This window comes from Nocardia farcinica, from assembly GCF_001182745.1.
Lineage (GTDB): Bacteria > Actinomycetota > Actinomycetes > Mycobacteriales > Mycobacteriaceae > Nocardia > Nocardia farcinica.
Genome location: NZ_LN868939.1, coordinates 1,158,763 through 1,176,251, shown reverse-complemented (window position 1 = coordinate 1,176,251; position 17,489 = coordinate 1,158,763). Strand labels below are relative to the sequence as shown.

General features: G+C 71.2%; 16 protein-coding genes. 5 read left to right on the top strand and 11 right to left on the bottom strand.

The features are described from left to right. Positions 1 to 83 precede the first annotated feature (83 nt). Positions 84 to 1,487, bottom strand: a complete 1,404-nt coding sequence (gene lpdA, locus AMO33_RS22420) for a dihydrolipoyl dehydrogenase (protein ID WP_060594145.1) — start codon at positions 1,485 to 1,487, stop codon at positions 84 to 86. Positions 1,488 to 1,666: 179 nt separating this feature from the next. On the opposite strand from lpdA, the gene AMO33_RS22415 reads away from it, so the two are divergent. Beyond that, on the top strand, positions 1,667 to 2,707 hold the full coding sequence (locus AMO33_RS22415; protein WP_060594144.1) for an AraC family transcriptional regulator: 1,041 nt from the start codon (positions 1,667 to 1,669) through the stop codon (positions 2,705 to 2,707). Between the two features lie 155 nt (positions 2,708 to 2,862). Beyond that, on the top strand, positions 2,863 to 3,909 hold the full coding sequence (locus AMO33_RS22410) for an NADP-dependent oxidoreductase (protein WP_060594143.1): 1,047 nt from the start codon (positions 2,863 to 2,865) through the stop codon (positions 3,907 to 3,909). A 2-nt stretch (positions 3,910 to 3,911) separates the two neighbouring features. On the opposite strand, the gene AMO33_RS22405 is transcribed toward AMO33_RS22410, so the two are convergent. Further along, positions 3,912 to 4,796, bottom strand: coding sequence for a dipeptidase (locus tag AMO33_RS22405; RefSeq protein ID WP_060594142.1), 885 nt, complete (start codon positions 4,794 to 4,796; stop codon positions 3,912 to 3,914). 138 nt (positions 4,797 to 4,934) lie between these two features. Here AMO33_RS22405 and AMO33_RS22400 point away from each other — a divergent pair, with 138 nt between their 5' ends. Beyond that, positions 4,935 to 7,004, top strand: a complete 2,070-nt coding sequence (locus tag AMO33_RS22400) for a prolyl oligopeptidase family serine peptidase (RefSeq protein WP_011211803.1) — start codon at positions 4,935 to 4,937, stop codon at positions 7,002 to 7,004. Between the two features lies 1 nt (position 7,005). Here the strand turns inward: AMO33_RS22400 and AMO33_RS22395 are convergent, their stop codons facing one another. Then, entirely contained in the window at positions 7,006 to 7,866 is an 861-nt protein-coding gene (locus AMO33_RS22395; RefSeq protein WP_011211804.1) for an alpha/beta hydrolase family protein, read from the bottom strand. 5 nt (positions 7,867 to 7,871) lie between these two features. Continuing rightward, positions 7,872 to 8,372 carry a TetR/AcrR family transcriptional regulator gene (locus AMO33_RS22390; protein WP_240327284.1) on the bottom strand — a complete coding sequence of 167 codons (501 nt, stop codon included), beginning with the start codon at positions 8,370 to 8,372 and terminating at the stop codon, positions 7,872 to 7,874. A 265-nt stretch (positions 8,373 to 8,637) separates the two neighbouring features. Here AMO33_RS22390 and AMO33_RS22385 point away from each other — a divergent pair, with 265 nt between their 5' ends. Beyond that, complete coding sequence (locus AMO33_RS22385; protein WP_041561435.1) at positions 8,638 to 9,327, top strand: ZIP family metal transporter; 690 nt, start codon at positions 8,638 to 8,640, stop codon at positions 9,325 to 9,327. A gap of 94 nt (positions 9,328 to 9,421) precedes the next feature. Continuing rightward, positions 9,422 to 10,231, top strand: coding sequence for a DUF6585 family protein (locus tag AMO33_RS22380; RefSeq protein WP_228790717.1), 810 nt, complete (start codon positions 9,422 to 9,424; stop codon positions 10,229 to 10,231). A 190-nt stretch (positions 10,232 to 10,421) separates the two neighbouring features. Here AMO33_RS22380 and AMO33_RS22375 read toward each other — a convergent pair whose 3' ends face one another. From AMO33_RS22375 to AMO33_RS22345, 7 genes are all read right to left on the bottom strand, one after another. Next, complete coding sequence (locus tag AMO33_RS22375; protein WP_228790719.1) at positions 10,422 to 11,375, bottom strand: alpha/beta hydrolase family protein; 954 nt, start codon at positions 11,373 to 11,375, stop codon at positions 10,422 to 10,424. Positions 11,376 to 11,531: 156 nt separating this feature from the next. Continuing rightward, positions 11,532 to 13,157: a chaperonin GroEL gene (gene groL / locus AMO33_RS22370; RefSeq protein ID WP_011211809.1), complete on the bottom strand. Its 1,626-nt coding sequence runs from the start codon at positions 13,155 to 13,157 to the stop codon at positions 11,532 to 11,534. A gap of 214 nt (positions 13,158 to 13,371) precedes the next feature. Continuing rightward, the gene (locus AMO33_RS22365; RefSeq protein WP_011211810.1) at positions 13,372 to 13,671 is read right to left on the bottom strand and encodes a hypothetical protein; all 300 of its coding nucleotides are present in this window, start codon (positions 13,669 to 13,671) and stop codon (positions 13,372 to 13,374) included. Positions 13,672 to 13,693: 22 nt separating this feature from the next. Next, positions 13,694 to 14,425, bottom strand: a complete 732-nt coding sequence (locus AMO33_RS22360) for a Clp protease N-terminal domain-containing protein (protein WP_060594139.1) — start codon at positions 14,423 to 14,425, stop codon at positions 13,694 to 13,696. Between the two features lie 55 nt (positions 14,426 to 14,480). Further along, complete coding sequence (locus AMO33_RS22355) at positions 14,481 to 15,569, bottom strand: NAD(P)/FAD-dependent oxidoreductase (RefSeq protein ID WP_060594138.1); 1,089 nt, start codon at positions 15,567 to 15,569, stop codon at positions 14,481 to 14,483. A 79-nt stretch (positions 15,570 to 15,648) separates the two neighbouring features. After that, entirely contained in the window at positions 15,649 to 16,533 is an 885-nt protein-coding gene (locus tag AMO33_RS22350) for an RNA polymerase sigma-70 factor (RefSeq protein WP_060594137.1), read from the bottom strand. Positions 16,534 to 16,553: 20 nt separating this feature from the next. Beyond that, a complete protein-coding gene (locus tag AMO33_RS22345) occupies positions 16,554 to 17,444 on the bottom strand; it encodes a CDP-alcohol phosphatidyltransferase family protein (RefSeq protein WP_060594136.1) in 891 nt (296 codons plus the stop codon). Between the last annotated feature and the right edge of the window lie 45 nt (positions 17,445 to 17,489).

Below are 17,489 nucleotides of genomic sequence, written 5' to 3'. Positions count from 1 at the left end.
CACCGCGCGGCGAGCAACCCGCCTGCTACGACGACGGCGCCCGGGCCGTCGGGGCCACGGGCGCCGTCGAGCGGGTCCGGCGATCAGAAGTTGATCATGTGCCCGGCCAGGCCGTGGAAGGCCTCCTGCAGCGCCTCGCTGAGGGTCGGGTGGGTGTGCACGTTGCGGGTGAGCTCGTTGACGGTGAGATCCCACTTCTGGGCCAGCGTCAGCTCCGGCAACAGCTCGGAGACATCCGGGCCGATGAGGTGGCCGCCGAGGAGCTCGCCGTAGCGGGCGTCGGAGATGAGCTTGACGAAACCGGTGGGATCGCCGAGGCCGTGCGCCTTGCCGTTGGCGGTGAACGGGAAGGTCGCGACCTTCACGTCGTAGCCCTCGGCCCGCGCCTGCTCCTCGGTGAGGCCGAAGCTGGCGACCTGCGGCTGGCAGAAGGTCGCGCGCGGCATCATCCGGTAGTCGCCCAGGGTGAGCGTCGGCGCGCCGGCGATGGTCTCGGCCGCGACCACGCCCTGCGCCTCGGCGACGTGGGCCAGCTGCAGCTTGGCGGTGACGTCACCGATGGCGTAGATGTGCGGGACGTTGGTGCGCATGTTGTCGTCGATGGCGATGGCGCCGCGGTCGGTGAGCGCGACACCGGTGTTCTCCAGGCCGTAGCCCTCCACCCGGGGCGCGAAGCCGACGGCCTGCAGCACCTTGTCCACGGTGACGGTCTCCACCGAACCGGACTTGTTGTCCTTGATGGCGACGGTCACCTTGGTGCCGTCGTCGTCGATGGACTGCACGGCGGCACCGGTGGTGATGGTGATGCCGAGCTTCTTGTAGGCCTTGGTGATCTCCTTGGAGACGTCGGCGTCCTCGTTGGGCAGCGCGCGGTCGAGGAACTCCACGATGCGCACGTCCACGCCGTAGTTCTTCAGGACGTAGCCGAACTCCATGCCGATGGCGCCCGCGCCGACGATGAGGATCGAACCCGGCAGGTCACGGGTCATGATCTGCTCTTCGTAGGTGACCACGTTGGCGCTGCGGGAGGTGCCGGGCAGCAGCTTGGTGACGGTGCCCGTGGCGATGATGACGTTGTCGAAGGTGATCGACTCGGTACCGCCCTTGCTCAGTTCCACCGAGAGGGTGTTGGCGTCGACGAACGTGCCCTTGCCGTCGAACTCGTCGATCTTGTTCTTCTTCATCAGGAAGTGGACGCCCTTGACGCGGCCGTCGGCGACCTTGCGGCTGCGGTCGAACGCCGCCCCGAAGTCGAAGCTGACGTCGCCGGAGATTCCGAACGTCTTGGCTTCCTTGTGGAAGATGTGCGCGAGCTCCGCATTGCGCAGCAGCGCCTTCGACGGGATGCAGCCCACGTTCAGGCACACACCACCCCAGTATTTCTGCTCGACAACCGCTGTTCGCAGGCCGAGTTGCGCGGACCGGATCGCGGCGACGTAACCGCCGGGACCAGCACCGAGAACGACGACATCGTAGTGGGAAGTCACGTCTGCGAGCCTAACGCTGCCGCGCTCGGTTCACCCACCGTGCCCCCGCCTCGGTGAGATCCAGGCCACAGCCGCGGCGGCGTCCGCGCCTGCCGCGCCGGGCCGCGCCGCCGCCTGCGGGCGGGACTACGCTGGTCACCGTGGTGAACGGCGGAACGAGCGGTCGGCAACCGGTCGCGATGTCCGCGCCCGCGCCGCTCGCGGGCGCTCCGCCACCGGCGCGTCCGATTGACGACACCGCCTCGACCCAGCTGGTCCGCCTGGTGCGTGATGTCGTTTCGCTATCACAGCCCGATCCGGTCGCGATCGCGCGGATTCCCGGCACGGACGACGCGGTGCTCGGCGGCGAACTGCACCGCATCCCGCTGACCTCGCTGGTGCGGCTGTGGGAGCTGCTGGCCCGCAACGGCCGCGGCGCGGGGCTCGCGGTCGCCGCGGCCGCGCCGCTCGGCACGCTGGCCACCTGGGACTACCTGGTGACCACCGGGCCCACGCTGGCCGGGGCGCTGCGCGCGGCCCAGCCCTATCACCGGTTGGTGACCGCGGCGGCCGAGGGCTTCGCGCTGCGCGAGGACGACGGCCTCACCGTCGAATTCCGCACCACCGCGGGCGATCCCGCCGTGGCCGCGGTGATCAACGAGTACGTACTCGCCTACTACCTGCGCCGCGCGCGGGAGGCGACCGGGCGGGCGGTGACGCCGGCCCGGGTCACCTTCGCCGGTCCCGCACCGCGCGAGCATTCGGCGTTGGTGGACGCCTTCGGCACCCGCCGCATCGAGTTCGGCGCAGGCGCCGACAGCATCACCTTCGCACCCGACGACGCCACCGCGCCGCTGACCCGGGCCGATCCGGCGCTGGCGCACCTGCTGCGCGACCACGCCGACCTCGTGCTCGCCACCGCGCGGCCGATCCCCGGCCCGCTCGACGCCTTCCGGGCCGCCCTCGACGCCGCCCTCGACGACGGCGAACCCGCACTGCCCGCGGTCGCGCGACGGCTGGCGACCAGCCCGCGGACCCTGCAACGGCGGCTCGCCGCACACGGCACGACCTGGCGGCAGGAACTGGATCTGGCCCGCCACGAACGGGCCCGCGTCCTGCTGGCCGGCGGGCGCACCACCGCCGCGGTCGCCGAGCGGCTCGGCTTCACCGACGACCGCGCGCTGCGCAAGGCGAGCAGACGCTGGCGCGGCGTCTCGCCGACCGGCCTGCACCACCGCTAGCCGGATCGCACCCCGCCGCTCGCGGCCGTCCCGCGCGTGGCGCGAAGGGACCGGTCCCTGTCGTCGGCGGACCTGGGCCGCCCGGGTACCCGTCCCTAGTGTCGACAGCAACGGATCGCAGGATCCGAAAATCGTTGGCACAGAAGGAGAATTCGATGACCGAGCCAGCACCGCGACAGGCCGCCGCGACCGGGCTGCCCCGGACGGGCCGGGAGTTCCAGCTGGCCGCCCGGCCGGACGGCGTGCCCACCGCCGCGAACTTCGCCCTGGTGACGCGACCGGTCCCGGAACCGGCGCCCGGCCAGGTCCTGGTGCGCAACACCTGGATGTCGGTGGACCCGTACATGCGGGGGCGGATGGACGATCGCCCCTCCTACATCGAGCCGTTCCGGATCGGCGCGCCGCTGGAGGGGTCGGCGGTGGGCGAGGTGATCGCCTCCCGTGCGCCCGCGGTGCCGGTGGGCACCACCGTCACCCACTTCGCGGGCTGGCGCGACTACGCCGTGCTCGACGCGGCCGCGGTGACCCCGGTGGACCCGGACCTGGCGCCGCCCTGGCAGTACCTGGGCGCGCTGGGCACCACCGGCCTCACCGCCTACGCCGCACTCACCGACGTGGCGCCGGTGCGGCCGGGGGACACGGTCTTCGTGTCCGCCGCGGCGGGCGCGGTCGGCAGCGTCGCCGGTCAGCTCGCGAAACTGCTCGGCGCGGGGCGGGTGATCGGTGCGGCAGGCGGCCCGGCCAAGACCGCGCTGCTGCGGGAGGAGTTCGGCTTCGACGCGGCGCTCGATCACCGGGCGGGCGATCTGGCCGGGCAGCTGGCCGCGGCCGCGCCCGAGGGCATCGATGTCTACCTCGACAGCGTCGGCGGCGAACACCTGCGGGTCGCGGTCGAGGCCATGCGACCGCGCGCCCGGATCGCGCTCGTGGGGGCGATCAGCGGCTACAACGGTGCGGCGGCCGAACCCGGCCCCGACCTGTACAAGGCGGCCACCCGGGAGGTGTCGCTGCGGGGCATGCTGGTGAACAGCTACTTCGACCGTTTCGGCGAGTACATCGGCAAGGCGGCGGGCTGGCTGGCGCGCGGCGAACTGCGCACCAGGCAGACCGTCCACGAGGGACTCGAGCAGGCCCCCACGGCGTTGCTCGGGGTGCTGTCCGGCGCCAACGTCGGCAAGATGCTGGTCCGGCTGGCCGACTAGCGCTACCGCCACACCTTCGCCGCGGCGCGGCAGAAGTTGCCGCCGAACACCGCCGCCAGATCGGCCGGGGTGAAACCGCGGGCGGCGAGCACCTGGTCCAGACCGGGCACGCTGTCGAGCCCGAGCAGTTCCTCGGGAGCGGTCCACTGCAGCGGGCCCCAGGCGGTGTAGGCGTCGGAGAAGGCGCCGGGGTTCTCGGTGAGTTCGGCGTTGAAATCGGCGGCGTCGAAGGAGTAGTCCGAGCCGATGCCGATGTGCTCGATACCGACCAGCTCGGCGCCGTACTGGATGTGATCGGCCATCGCCTCGACCCGCTCGGCGGCCTGCTCGGGCCGGTTGCGGCCGAGGAAGATGCCCACGCCGTTGATCCCGATCACCCCGCCGGTCGCCGCGCAGGCGCGAGCCTGGTCGTCGGTGATGTTGCGCGGATGTTCCCACAGCGCGGCGAAATTGGCGTGGCTGTAGATCATCGGGACGTCGGTGTGCTCGGCGAGGTCGAGGCCGGTGTCCTCGGTGTCCAGGCAGCCGCAGCCCGCGGCGTTGGCGTGGTTGTAGGTGGGCAGCAGCGAGCGGACACCGAGCTCGTGGAAGACGCGCACGGTGTCCAGGTCACCGCCGAGCGGACCGGCGTCCTCGAGGTCGAAAGCCAACGCGATGGCGCCGGGCGCGCCGACGTCGGCCAGGGTCTCGACCAGGCGGAAGCGGCCGTCGGCCACCGCGGCGGCCCGGAAGGCGTGCAGTAGCTCCAGGGTGTCTGTCGTGCGCTGACGCGAATAGCCGACGTTGACCGACAGATAGGAGCCGAGCGGATAACGAGCCAGCTCGGCGACCTCGGCATCGGGTGTCAGCGGCAGGCAGCAATGCTGCTCCCAGAGGAAGGGAGACATATCGGACTCCTGTTCGCTCGTGCGTGGTGGCGATCCTACGAGGCCACGGCAACTCATGAGCATCCCTGCCGCGCGCCGCGCCGAGCGCATCCGCCGTCCGCGCACGCGGGCGCGAATCGGCTCGGCCACAATGTGGGCATGAGCGGCGTGGAGCAGAATGTGACCGATCCGTACCTCTGGCTCGAGGATGTGACCGACGAGCGCGCCCTGGACTGGGCCCGAGCCCATAACGAGGTGGTCGCAGCGCGTTTCGCCGCCACCGAGCGGTTCGCCCGGCTCGAGCAGCGCATCCTCGACATGCTCGACACCGACACCAAGATCGCCTACCCCGGCCGCCGCGGCCGGTGGCTGTACAACTTCTGGCGCGACGCCGAGCACCCGCGCGGAGTGTGGCGGCGCACCACCTTCGCCGAGTACGCCCAGCCGTCGCCGGACTGGGACGTGCTCATCGACCTCGACGCGCTCGCCGATCAAGAGGAGGAGAACTGGGTGTGGGGCGGCGCGGCGGTGCTGCGCCCCGAGCAGCGCCGCGCCCTGATCAGCCTGTCCCGCGGCGGCGCGGACGCCAAGGTGGTGCGCGAATTCGACATCGAGACGCGGCAGTTCGTCGCCCCCGAGGACGGCGGCTTCTACCTGCCCGAGGCGAAGTCGGAGATCCGCTGGATCGACGCCGACGAGGTCTACGTCGGCACCGATTTCGGGCCCGGCTCGCTCACCGACTCCGGCTACCCGCGCATCGCCAAGCGGTGGCGGCGCGGCACCCCGCTGGAGCAGGCGCGCACGGTGTTCGAGGGCGAACCGGGCGACGTGGCGGTCTCGGCCGGCTACGACCGGACCCCCGGCTACGAACGGCACTTCGTCGGCCGCGCCACCGACTTCTTCAACGAGGAGGTCTACCTCCTCGACCCGGACGGCACCCCGCGGCTGCTGGAGGTGCCCACCGACGCCAGCGAATCCTGGTACAAGGACTGGCTGCTGGTGCGGCTGCGGTCGCCGTGGGAGGTCGGCGGCACCACCTACCCGACCGGCGCACTGCTGGCCACCGACTTCCCGTCCTTCCTGGCCGGTGAGCGCCGCTTCGACGTGCTGTTCACCCCGGACGCGCACACCTCACTGCACGGCTACGGCTGGACCGAGAACCACCTGTTGCTCATCACGTTGCAGGACGTGCAGACCAAGCTGCACGTGCTCACCCCCGGTGCGGACGGCTGGGCGATCGAGCCGCTCGCCGACACCCCGCCGATGGCCACCACCAGCGTCATCAACCTCGACCCGCTCGAGGGCGGCGACGAGTTCATGCTCACCACAAGTGGTTTCACCACCCCGGCGACTCTGCTGGCCGGTTCGGTGGGCGGGCCGACCACCACGCTCAAACAGGAACCCGGCTTCTTCGACGCCGCGGGCATCGAGACCGAACAGTTCTTCGCCCGCTCCGACGACTCGACCATGGTGCCGTACTTCGTGATCCGGCACCGCGACCGCAAGGGCAGCCCGGGACCGACGGTGATGTCGGGCTACGGCGGATTCGAGGTGTCCCGCACGCCCGCCTACAGCGGCGCGTCCGGCATGGGCTGGCTCGAGCGCGGCGGCACCTGGGTGATGACCAACATCCGCGGCGGCGGGGAGTACGGCCCGGAATGGCACACCTCGGTACAGAAGGCCAACCGGCACAAGGTGTACGAGGACTTCGCCGCCATCGCCCGCGACCTCGTCGCACGCGGCATCACCACCCCCGATCAGCTCGGCGCGGTGGGTGGCAGCAACGGCGGCCTGCTGATGGGCGTGATGCTCACCCGCTATCCGGAACTGTTCGGCGCCATCGTCTGCCAGGTGCCGCTGCTGGACATGAAGCGCTACCACCTGCTGCTGGCCGGCGCGTCCTGGATGGCCGAGTACGGTGACCCGGACAAGCCGGAGGAATGGGCCTACATCCGCGAGTACTCCCCCTACCAGAACGTGCGGGCGGACGCGGACTACCCGCCGATCCTGCTCACCACCTCCACCCGCGACGACCGGGTGCATCCCGGGCACGCGCGCAAGTTCGCCGCGCTGCTCGAGGAACAGGGGCACACCTTCTGGTACCACGAGAACATCGAGGGCGGGCACGGCGGCGCGGCCGACAACAAGCAGATGGCCTTCCAGGCGGCGCTGATCTACGAGTTCTTCACCCAGATGCTGATGGAGCGCCGGACCGCCGCGCGGGACTGAATCAGCGGTCGCGCAACCACTTCTCGATCCGGTCGACGGTGGCGACCGGATCGGGGATCCAGCCGTTGTGGCCGAGCGGCTCGGGCTGGTGCCAGGTGGTGACCTCGGCGGCGGGCATCTTGTCCAGCAGATGCCGCGCCGAGCTGGGCGGGGTGAGCTCGTCGCCGGTCATCGTGATCGACAGCACCGGCAGCTTCAGCCGCGCGATCCGCTCCTCGTAGTCGATGTCGGCGCCCACCGGCACGAACCGGCCGGTGCGCGCCAGCCGGGCCCAGTCCGAGATCAGCACCTTCGACTGGGGGCCGAAGCCGCCCACCGTGATCCGGTGGCCCGGCCAGAATCCGGCCAGGTTCGCCGTCAACGCGGCGGCGGTGGTGCCGAACAGCAGGCCGGGGGCGGCCAGCCCGCGATAGCCGCGGTAATAGGGCGTGCCGGAGGCGACCAGGATCAGCCCGCCCAGCCTGCCCCGGATCCGCGCGGCGTACATCACCGACAACTGACCGCCCATGCTGTGGCCGAGCAGGTAGGGGGTACTGGCCGGGAAGCGGCTGCGCACGACCTCGAAAATGGCCGGGAAATCGACCGAAACCAGCTCGTGGTAGCCGTAGGTGCTGTCCGGTCCCGGCCGCGGCCTGCTGTCGCCGTTGCCGCGCAGCTCCCCGATCGCGGCGTCGAAGCCGCGTCGGGCCAGCTGCCGGGCGACGGCCTCGTAGTAGGCGCCGGGCACGCCGAGCCCGGGCATGATCACCACCACCGGCCGGGGCGCGTCGGGTGTCACGGGATGCCGATGGCTGCCCTCGGCCGGGATCAGCCGCACCGGAACGGTGCTGCCGTCCGGTACCTGGATCGGAACCGTCTGCATACCGCTCAGGCCCGCACCGCCCCCATGATCACCCGGCTGAGCACCCGGATCACGTCGTCGAGCGGCGGGCGCGGGTCCGTGCCGCTCCAGGAGTCGACGACGTAGTTCACCGCGCCGATGATCGCCAGCACCCGCATCTCGTAGTCACCGGGCGGGATCTCGCCCTGCAATGCGGCGTCCTCGGTCGCACTGGCCAGCAACGCGCCCCACGCGCGGCGCAGCTCCAGGCGGAACTTCTCCACCTTCGGCCCGGCGCCGACCACCTCGACCAGGACGACCCGCGCCTTCCGCGGGTCCGAGCCGATGGCCTCGATGTAGGCGCGCACGGCGGCATCGATCCGCTCCAGCGCGGTCCCCTCGGCGTTCTTGTCCAGGGCTGCGGCCACGGCGTCGCGCGATTCCCGGTCGATCTGCTCGTAGAGCTCGAGCAGCAGGGACTCGCGGCCGGTGAACTCCTCGTAGAACTGACGCGAGGAAAGTCCGGCGTCCTTACAGATGGCGCCCACCGAGCTGTTGGCGTATCCGTCGCGCGCGAAGACCGTCAGTCCTGATTCCAGAAAACGCGCACGCCGCTGGCGTTGCCGGTCCTCTACGGGTTGCCCGGCATACATTCGTCCCGTATTCGCATCCTGTGACATTGCGCCAGACAATACCGAAGGCCGGGAACCCCTCGTCATGGATCGGGCCCTTCGTCGCACCGGTGGGCGCGGCGAGCGGCGCGCCCACCGCGCGCACCCGGTCGGCCCGCCGATCCTGACCTACAGTTGCCGCATGTCGACCGCACTGCTGTACGGGCTGGGGACCGCGGTTCCGCTGCTGGTCGGCGCCGCGATCGGACTGCGATGGACGTTGCCGAAACCGCTGCTCGCCTCCCTGATGGCCTTCGGCGCGGGCACGATGATCGCGGCGGTCTCCTCGGAGTTGTTCGCCCCCGCCTTCCGGCAGGCCGGCGCGCTGGTCGCGGGCGCGGCGCTGTTCCTCGGCGCGGGCGTCTACGTGGTGGCCAACCACCTGATCGAGACGAAACTCGGCGCGGGCGCGATCGGCTGGGCCCTGATGCTGGGCACGGTGCTGGACGGCGTCCCGGAGAACACCGCCCTCGGTGTCTCGCTCAGTGCCGAGGCGGGCGTGGTGCTGCTGGTCGCGGTGGCGGTGGGCAATGTGCCCGAGGCGATCGGCGGCGCCGCGCTGATGCGGCAGCGCCCCGGCTTCTCCGCCCGGCGCGCACTGGCCCTGTGGACGGTGACGGCGGCGGTGCTGGTCGCGGTGACCGTGCTCGGGAAAGCGCTGTCGGGCAACCTGTCGGCCACCCATATCGCGGTCGTCCAGGCGTTCGCCGGTGGTGCGACGATCGCGGTGCTGGCGGATTCCCTGATGCCCGAAGCCTATCGGGAGGGCGGCTGGTGGGTCGGAATGGCCACCGCCGCAGGATTTCTGGTCGCCTTCGTGCTCGCGGGCTGAATACCGCGGCGGCGGAAGTCGCGCGCAACGGTAGCGCTATCGGGGCGAGTGCAATACGCTTCGCGCGGATGAAAACCGCCGCATGGAGGAACGATTGACCACTCCGAGTATGCCGGAGGACGGTGCGGGCGGAACCGAGGTCCGGCGCACAGTACCTTTGTCGCAGCTCGTGCACCTGATGGCCGAATACCAGAAACTCGGTGCGCACCGGCAGACGTTTCTCGCCGCCCCCGTCAGCGATACGTTCGTGCGCGGGTGCGGCATCGTCGCGGGCTGTCTCGGCGCCGTCGCGGTGATCTGCGCGGCCGTCGGCGCCGTGAGTGGCGGGGCGGCGATCGGGCTGGTCGCGGCGGTGCCCGCCGGACTCGCCCTGTACCGAGGCCGGCTCAACAACCGCAATCGCGCCGCCCGGCTCGACCTCTTCGAGCACGGCATGACGGTGTATCGCTCCGGCGAACGGGTCGCCGGATTCCGCTGGGACACCGCCGAAGTGCGGCAGCAGGCCATTCCCTTCCAGAACACCGCCCACATCGAGTACTCCCTGGAGATGTCGGGCCCCGACGGCTCGCACGCGCGATTCGACGAAACCCATTTCGCCGAGGGCCGGGAATGGGCCAGGGCCATCCAATCCGCCGTCACCGCCACCCAACTGCCGCGCGCGGTGACGGTGATCGACGAAGGCGACACCGCGCGTTTCGGCGATTTCGCGCTGAATCTCGACGCGCTGGTGTTCCGCGGCGACCAGTATCCGTGGGACCGCGTCCAGCTCATCGACGCGCGCAGCGGACTGGTGCGGATCAAGGTGGACGGCAACTGGGTTTCGCTCGCCCCGGTCGGCACCATCCCGAATTTCTACATCTTCAACGAACTCGCCGAACGACTACGGTTGCCTGCCACCGCCTGAGGGGGTCAGCGGCCGGAGGCGGCAGCGCAGCATCACCACGCAGGCCGCCCCCGCACAGGCAAATCAAACACCGCCTGAGCGGGTCAGCGGCCGGAGGCGGCAGCGCAGCATCACCACGCAGGCCGCCCCCGCACAGGCACAATCCAGCACAGCCTGAGCGGGTCAGCGGCCGGAGGCGGGTGCGCTGGTTTCAGTCCAGGGTGTCGATGTTGTGCAGGATGACGCGTTGGGCGGCGGCCCAGGCGGGCGAGCCGACGTCGAGGAAGTCGGCGTGTGTGACGCCGGGCAGCTCGTGCATGTGGGCGTTGTCGCCCGCCGCGCGCGCGGCCGCGATGTAGCGGCGGCTCTGCTCGATCGAGACGACCTGGTCGGCGTCGCCGTGCAGCGCGTCGATGCGGATGCCGACGGGCAGGTGCGCGATTGGCGAGGCGATCCGGTAGCGGTCGGGCACCTCGTCCGGCGCGCCGTCGAGCAGGGCGCGGACGAAGGCGTCGTGGCCGCGGGTCACCGCCAGTTCGAGATCGAACACGCCCGCCATGAGCGTCGCGCTGCGCGGCCGGACGCGCGGCTGCGCACCCGGCGCCGTGGGCGGCAGCGTGTGCCTGCCCGCCACCCACGCGGCCAAGTGCCCACCGGCGGAATGCCCGGCGACGTGGACGCGCTCCAGGTCGAGCCGGTGTCCGGAGCGTTCCTGGACCACCGTCGCGAGCGCCTCCACGGCGTCGTCGGCGTCGGCGAGCGTGCTCGGCCAGCCACCGCCGCCGCGCACCCGGCGGTATTCGATGTTCCAGACCGCGACCCCGTGCCGGGCCAGCGCTGTGGAGTTGGCGGCGGTGTCGGCGAGGTCGCGCCACTGCGACCAGCCGCCGCCGTGCACCATCACGACCACGGGATACGGCGCGGCGCCGCGCTCGGGGAGATACAGGTCGCCGATGTGGTCGGGGCCCGGGCCGTAGGCGATGCGCAGCGGCGCGTCCGGGGTGGCGGGCGGCGGGCCCGCGGGAGTGGTGACGACACTCGGCGGCGCGGCCGTTCGCTCGCCCGCCGCGCACCCGGCGGCGGCGAACACGGCCACCACGGCGGCCAGCGCGCGACGGCGGCTGACGGCGGGCAGCGGGATCGGTCTGCTCCCGTCCGTACTCATCGGCACCGGCTCCCTCCACGTCGGTCGTCCGACCGACTGTATCGAGCGTCGTCCCGCCTGCGGGCCGGGTATGCCGGGCCGGAACGGCCGAGAGCCGGGCCACCGACGGTGGCCCGGCTCTCGGGTTCTCTCAAAGGTGTTGCCGTGCGGCGGGACTCAGAAGTCCATGCCGCCCATGCCACCGGTCGGGTCGCCGGCGGGAGCGGCGGCCTTCTCCGGCTTGTCGGCGACGACGGCCTCGGTGGTGAGGAACAGGGCCGCGATGGAGGCCGCGTTCTGCAGCGCCGAGCGGGTGACCTTGACCGGGTCGGCGACGCCGGCGGCCAGCAGGTCCTCGTACTCGCCCGAGTCGGCGTTCAGGCCGTGGCCGGCCTCCAGGTTCGAGACCTTCTCGGCGACCACGCCGGGCTCGAGGCCGGCGTTGAAGGCGATCTGCTTCAGCGGAGCCGAGAGGGCGACGCGCACGATGTTCGCGCCGGTGGCCTCGTCACCGGTCAGCTTCAGCTCGTCCAGGGCCGGGGCGGCCTGCAGCAGGGCCACGCCACCACCGGCGACGATGCCCTCCTCGACGGCGGCCTTCGCGTTGCGGACGGCGTCCTCGATGCGGTGCTTGCGCTCCTTGAGCTCGACCTCGGTGGCCGCGCCCGCCTTGATGACGGCCACGCCGCCGGCCAGCTTGGCCAGCCGCTCCTGCAGCTTCTCGCGGTCGTAGTCGGAGTCGGAGTTCTCGATCTCGGTGCGGATCTGCGCGACCCGGCCCTTGATCGCCTCGGCGTCGCCCGCGCCCTCGACGATGGTGGTCTCGTCCTTGGTCACGACGACCTTGCGAGCCTGGCCGAGCAGCTCGATGCCCGCGGTCTCCAGCGAGAGGCCGACCTCTTCGCTGATGACCTCGCCACCGGTCAGGATGGCGATGTCGGCCAGCTGGGCCTTGCGGCGGTCACCGAAGCCCGGGGCCTTGACGGCGACGGACTTGAAGGTGCCACGGATCTTGTTCACGACCAGGGTCGACAGGGCCTCGCCCTCGACGTCCTCGGCGATGATCAGCAGCGGCTTGCCGGCCTGGATGACCTTCTCCAGCAGCGGCAGCAGGTCCTTGACGGTGGAGACCTTCGAGCCGACGAGCAGGATGTAGGGATCCTCGAGGACCGCTTCCTGACGCTCGGGATCGGTCACGAAGTAGCCGGAGATGTAGCCCTTGTCGAAGCGCATGCCCTCGGTCAGCTCCAGCTGGAGGCCGAAGGTGTTGCTCTCCTCGACGGTGATGACGCCTTCCTTGCCGACCTTGTCCATGGCCTCGGCGATCAGCTCACCGATGGACGCGTCGCCCGCGGAGATGCCCGCGGTGGCGGCGATCTGCTCCTTGGTCTCGACCTCCTTGGCGGTGTCGAGCAGCTTGGCGGTCACGGCCTCGACGGCCTTCTCGATGCCGCGCTTGAGGCCCAGCGGGTTCGCGCCCGCGGCCACGTTGCGCAGACCCTCGCGCACCAGCGCCTGGGCGAGCACGGTGGCGGTGGTGGTGCCGTCGCCCGCGACGTCGTCGGTCTTCTTGGCGACTTCCTTGACCAGCTCGGCGCCGATCTTCTCGTAGGGATCCTCCAGCTCGATCTCCTTGGCGATGGACACACCATCGTTGGTGATCGTGGGGGCGCCCCACTTCTTCTCCAGGACAACGTTGCGACCCTTGGGGCCCAGCGTCACCTTGACCGCGTCGGCGAGGCTGTTCAGACCGCGCTCGAGGCCGCGGCGGGCCTCTTCGTCATACGCAATTGTCTTGGCCATGGCGTTGTTGAGATCCTCCATGTGGATGGCTGACACGCAGGACGACCGCAGGTTGGGTCGTCCCAGGTACGCTGGCCAGGTGCGGTGCCCGCGACGGACGACCGAGGGTGTCGATGGAACCCGGTCTCACCGTCCCGACCTGGCACTCACAGGTCGAGAGTGCCAAACCCATTTCTAGCACTCGGGGGTGGCGAGTGCAAGGTCTGCCCGGCCCTCAGGAACGGTCGTCGATCCGCAGCAACAGCGCGACGAAGGCGTCGGTGCGGCGCTCCTCGGGGGTACGCGGTTCCTCGTTGCCCACGGTGACCAGCTCGGCGTCGCGCAGCAACAGCTCGGCTTCCACCCGCATGACGGCCCGGATGAACGGTGGCGCCACCTCCGGGGGCAGGTCGCCGTGCACGATGTACTCGCCGTCGGGACCGGACTCGGTCTGCACGTACGACAGCGCACGCAGCAGGTCGATCCGGCGTTCCCCCGCGACCAGGTCGGAATCCTCGGCCGTCTCATCCGCCATTGCTATAGCTTAACGGGCAGCGTCAGGAAGACTCCTTCGCCACGAGCTGCGACAGCACCTCCACCAGGTGCGCCTCGGTCTGCTCCTTGTCGATGCCGAGACCGCTGAGCGGGCCCGCGCCGTGCTCCTCCTCGAGCAACGCGAGCAGGATGTGTTCGGTGCCGATGTAGTTGTGGCCCAGCCGAAGCGCCTCGCGGTAGGTCAGCTCGAGGACCTTCTTGGCGTCGCTCGCGAACGGGATCAAGCCGCTGTCGGCGGGCTTCTCGCTCGGCGCGGGCGGGAAGGCCGCGACCGCCGCCGTGCGCAGCGCGTCTTCGGTGACGCCGCGCGCGGTGATCTCCCGCATGGCCAGCGCGTCCGGCTGGCTCATCAGTCCGAGGATCAGGTGCGCGGCGCTGATCTCGGCGTGCCCGGACAGCCGAGCCGCTTCCTGGGACGCCATGACGACCTGCTGGGCACGCGGAGTGAAGCGGGCGAACCCGTCGTTGGGGTCGATGCCCCCGGCGGCGGGCCCCTTCGGCACGAAACGCTTCTGGGCGGCCTGCTTGGACACGCCCATGCTGGCGCCGATGTCGGTCCAGGACGCCCCGGAGCGACGGGCCTGGTCGACGAAGTGGCCGATCAGATGGTCGGCCACCTCGCCGAGATGGTTCGCCGCGACCACGGCGTCGGAGAGCTGTTCCAACACGTTGTCGGGCCTGGCTCGTTTGATGGCGGTGATGAGGTCGTCGAGACGAATCTGCGGTGTGGTCATGCGTCAACTGTAGGTTGACGACCTCCGGTGCGTCAACCTACAGTTGACGGATGGGTCAGCGCAGTCCCGCCGCGACCACCGCGCTGCGTACCACCTGCTCCTTCACCAAGGCCGCTGCGCGGCCCCGCAGCATGAAACGGCCCGGAGTGTCGTCGGCGCGCAACTGGTGGATGAGGCCGTCCTGCCTGCCCAAGCTCAGGCACTGCAGGTAGTAGCGGAAGCGCAATTCGGCCGGCTGCGCGCCGCGCAGGCGCGCGGCGACCGTGTCGGCGGCGTGTTTGCCGGTGGGCAGGGCGGTCGCGCAGGCCATCCGCAATTCACGGCCGCCGGGGCCCTCGATCAGCGCGCAGTCACCCGCGGCGTGGATGTCGGGGTGCGAGAGCGAGCGCAGGAACCGGTCCGTGCGGACGCGGCCGAGCGCATCCACGGCGATGCCGGCGCGGGCCGCCAGGTCGGGCACCGCGAAACCGGTGGCCCACACCGTCGCGGCCGCCGGGACGACGGTGCCGTCGGCCAGGCGCGGACCCTGCGGCGTCACCTCCACCACCTTGACGTCGGTCCGCACCTCGACGCCCAGCCGGTCCAGCACCGCGCGGATGTGCGCCACCGCCTCGGCCCCGAGCCAGGCCCCCGGTTCGTCGGTGCCGAGCAACAGCACCCGGGTGCCCGGGTGCGATTCGGCGAGTTCGGTGGACAGTTCGATGCCGGTCGCGCCGGTGCCCACGATGGCCACCGGGCCCGCGCCCTCGACCTGCCAGTCCGCGGCGTCCGCGGTGTCCGCCGACCGGGCGAACTCGGCCACACCGGGGACGTCGTGCGGGGCGGTGCTGCCGAGCGCGTAGATCAGCGAGTCGTAGCTCAGCACCCGGCCGGTGTCGAGGCCGACGGTGCGGGCGGCCGGGTCGAGGTCGGTGGCACGGGCACACACGAAGTCGATGCCCTGGTCGCCGAGCACCCGCGCCAGCTCCCACTGCCGCAGCGGCTGCCCGGCCACCCGCTGGTGCAGCCGCACCCGTTCGATGAACTGCGCCCGCGCGTCCACCACCGTCACCTGGGCGCCGCGCGCCTTCTTCGCCAGCCGCCGCGCCGCCGACAGGCCCGCGTACCCCGCGCCAAGAACGACGATCCGATGCTGTCCGGTCATGATGAGGCTCCTTCCGTTCGCCGATACCCCTCAGACCGGACAGGCGCCGGAAATCTGACCGCCGCCGCGATGAGCTACGTCACACCGGATCGGGGCTCAGCCGCCCGAACGCGGCCAGCTTGGCCGGATTCACCACCAGCCGCAGCGCGGCGATGGCGTCCTCGGTGTAGTCGATACCCACCACCAGCATCGGCGCGCCCGCCACCCGGACCACCAGCGCGGGCGCGCCGTTGGCATCTTCGACACCGATCACCATGCCGGGCACCTGCCTGCGGAACAGACCGAGCAGGTAGCGGGCGACCCGGTCGGCGCCCTCGACCGGACGGCGGGCCGCGTTGATCACCCCGCCACCGTCGGCGGTGGCGGTGGCGTCGGCGGTGAGCAGGTTGCGCAGCGCGGCCACGTCACCGGTGCTCGCGGCGGCCAGGAACCGCTCGAGCAGCGCGCGGGCCCGCTCGGCGGAGACCTCGAAACGGTTGCGGCCCAGCCGGACCCGCTGCGTCGCCCGGTGATAGGCCTGCTGCGCGGCACTGTCGGACACGTCGAGCATCTCGGCGATCTCGCGGTGGGGGTAGCCGAAGGCCGCGTGCAGCACGAACACCGCGCGCTCGAGCGGGTTCAACCGCTCGAGCGCGGTGAGCAGCGCCAGCGACACCGACTCGCGCAGTTCGACGGTCTCCAGCGGGCCGAGTTCCGCGGTCGGCACCGGTTCGGGCAGCCACGGTCCCACGTAGCTCTCCCGGCGGGCCCGAGCGGAGACCAGCCAAGTGCGGCACAGATTCACCACCGCGGTGGTCAACCACGCTTCGGGCGTGCGGATCTGGGACCGATCGGCGCCCGCCCAGCGCAGATAGGTCTCCTGCACGGCGTCCTCGGCCTCGGTCGCCGAGCCGAGCATCCGGTAGGCGAGTGCGAACAGGCGCGGGCGATGCGCCTGGAACTCGCGCAATCCGTCCGGTTCCACGTCACCTCCCGCCGCTGTGCTCAGAGTTCCAGATCCTCCGGGGTGGTGCGCCTGCCGCCCGGCCTGCGCAGCCGCAGCCGGGCGCTGGACGCGCGGATGGCCGGACGCCGCCGCTGCGCCCGGCGCTGGGCCCGCCGCTCGGCGGGCTTGTGCTGCCAGGTCTCCGGCCGCGCGGCCACCCATCGCTGGGAGTGCCACGCGAACGGGATGTGCGCCAGGTACAGCCCGACCAGCACCAGCAGCAGCACCAACGGATAGGTCACCAGTGCGGCACCGGCCAGGGCGACCAGCACCAGCAGCCCGGCGGCGGCCTGTGGCGCCACCGACACCGACTTCATGGCCAGCGTCGGAATGGTGCTCACGCACAGTGCCGAGGCCAGCACGGTCCAGGCCGCCACCTCGTAGAAACCGACCCACCAGCCGTCACCGAACTGCTCGAGCAACGCGATCGGCACCAGCGCGATCAACGCACCCGCGGGCGCCGGGACGCCGACGAAGTACTCGCGCGCCCAGTCGGGCCGGTTGTCGTCGTCGAGCAGGGTGTTGAACCGGGCCAGCCGCAGCACGATGCTCACCGCGAACAACAGCGCGATGATCCAGCCCGCGCTGCTCTCGTTGAGCAGCGCCACGTACAGCACCAGCGCGGGCGCGACGCCGAAGGAGATGGCATCGGACAGCGAATCCAGTTCGGCGCCCATCTTGGTGGTGGCGTCGAGCATGCGGGCCAGCCGGCCGTCGAGGGTGTCGAACACCGCCGCGGCACCGACCATCGCCAGCGCGACGTCGAGCTTGCCGTCGAGCGCGAACTTCACCGCCGACAGCCCCGAGCACAGCGCCAGGATCGTCACGATGCTGGGCAGCAGCCGGATACTGCGACGCCTGCGCCTCGGGGAGGGCACCGCCGCTTCCATCACGACAGCTCTTCCATCACGACAGCTCTTCCATCACCACAACGC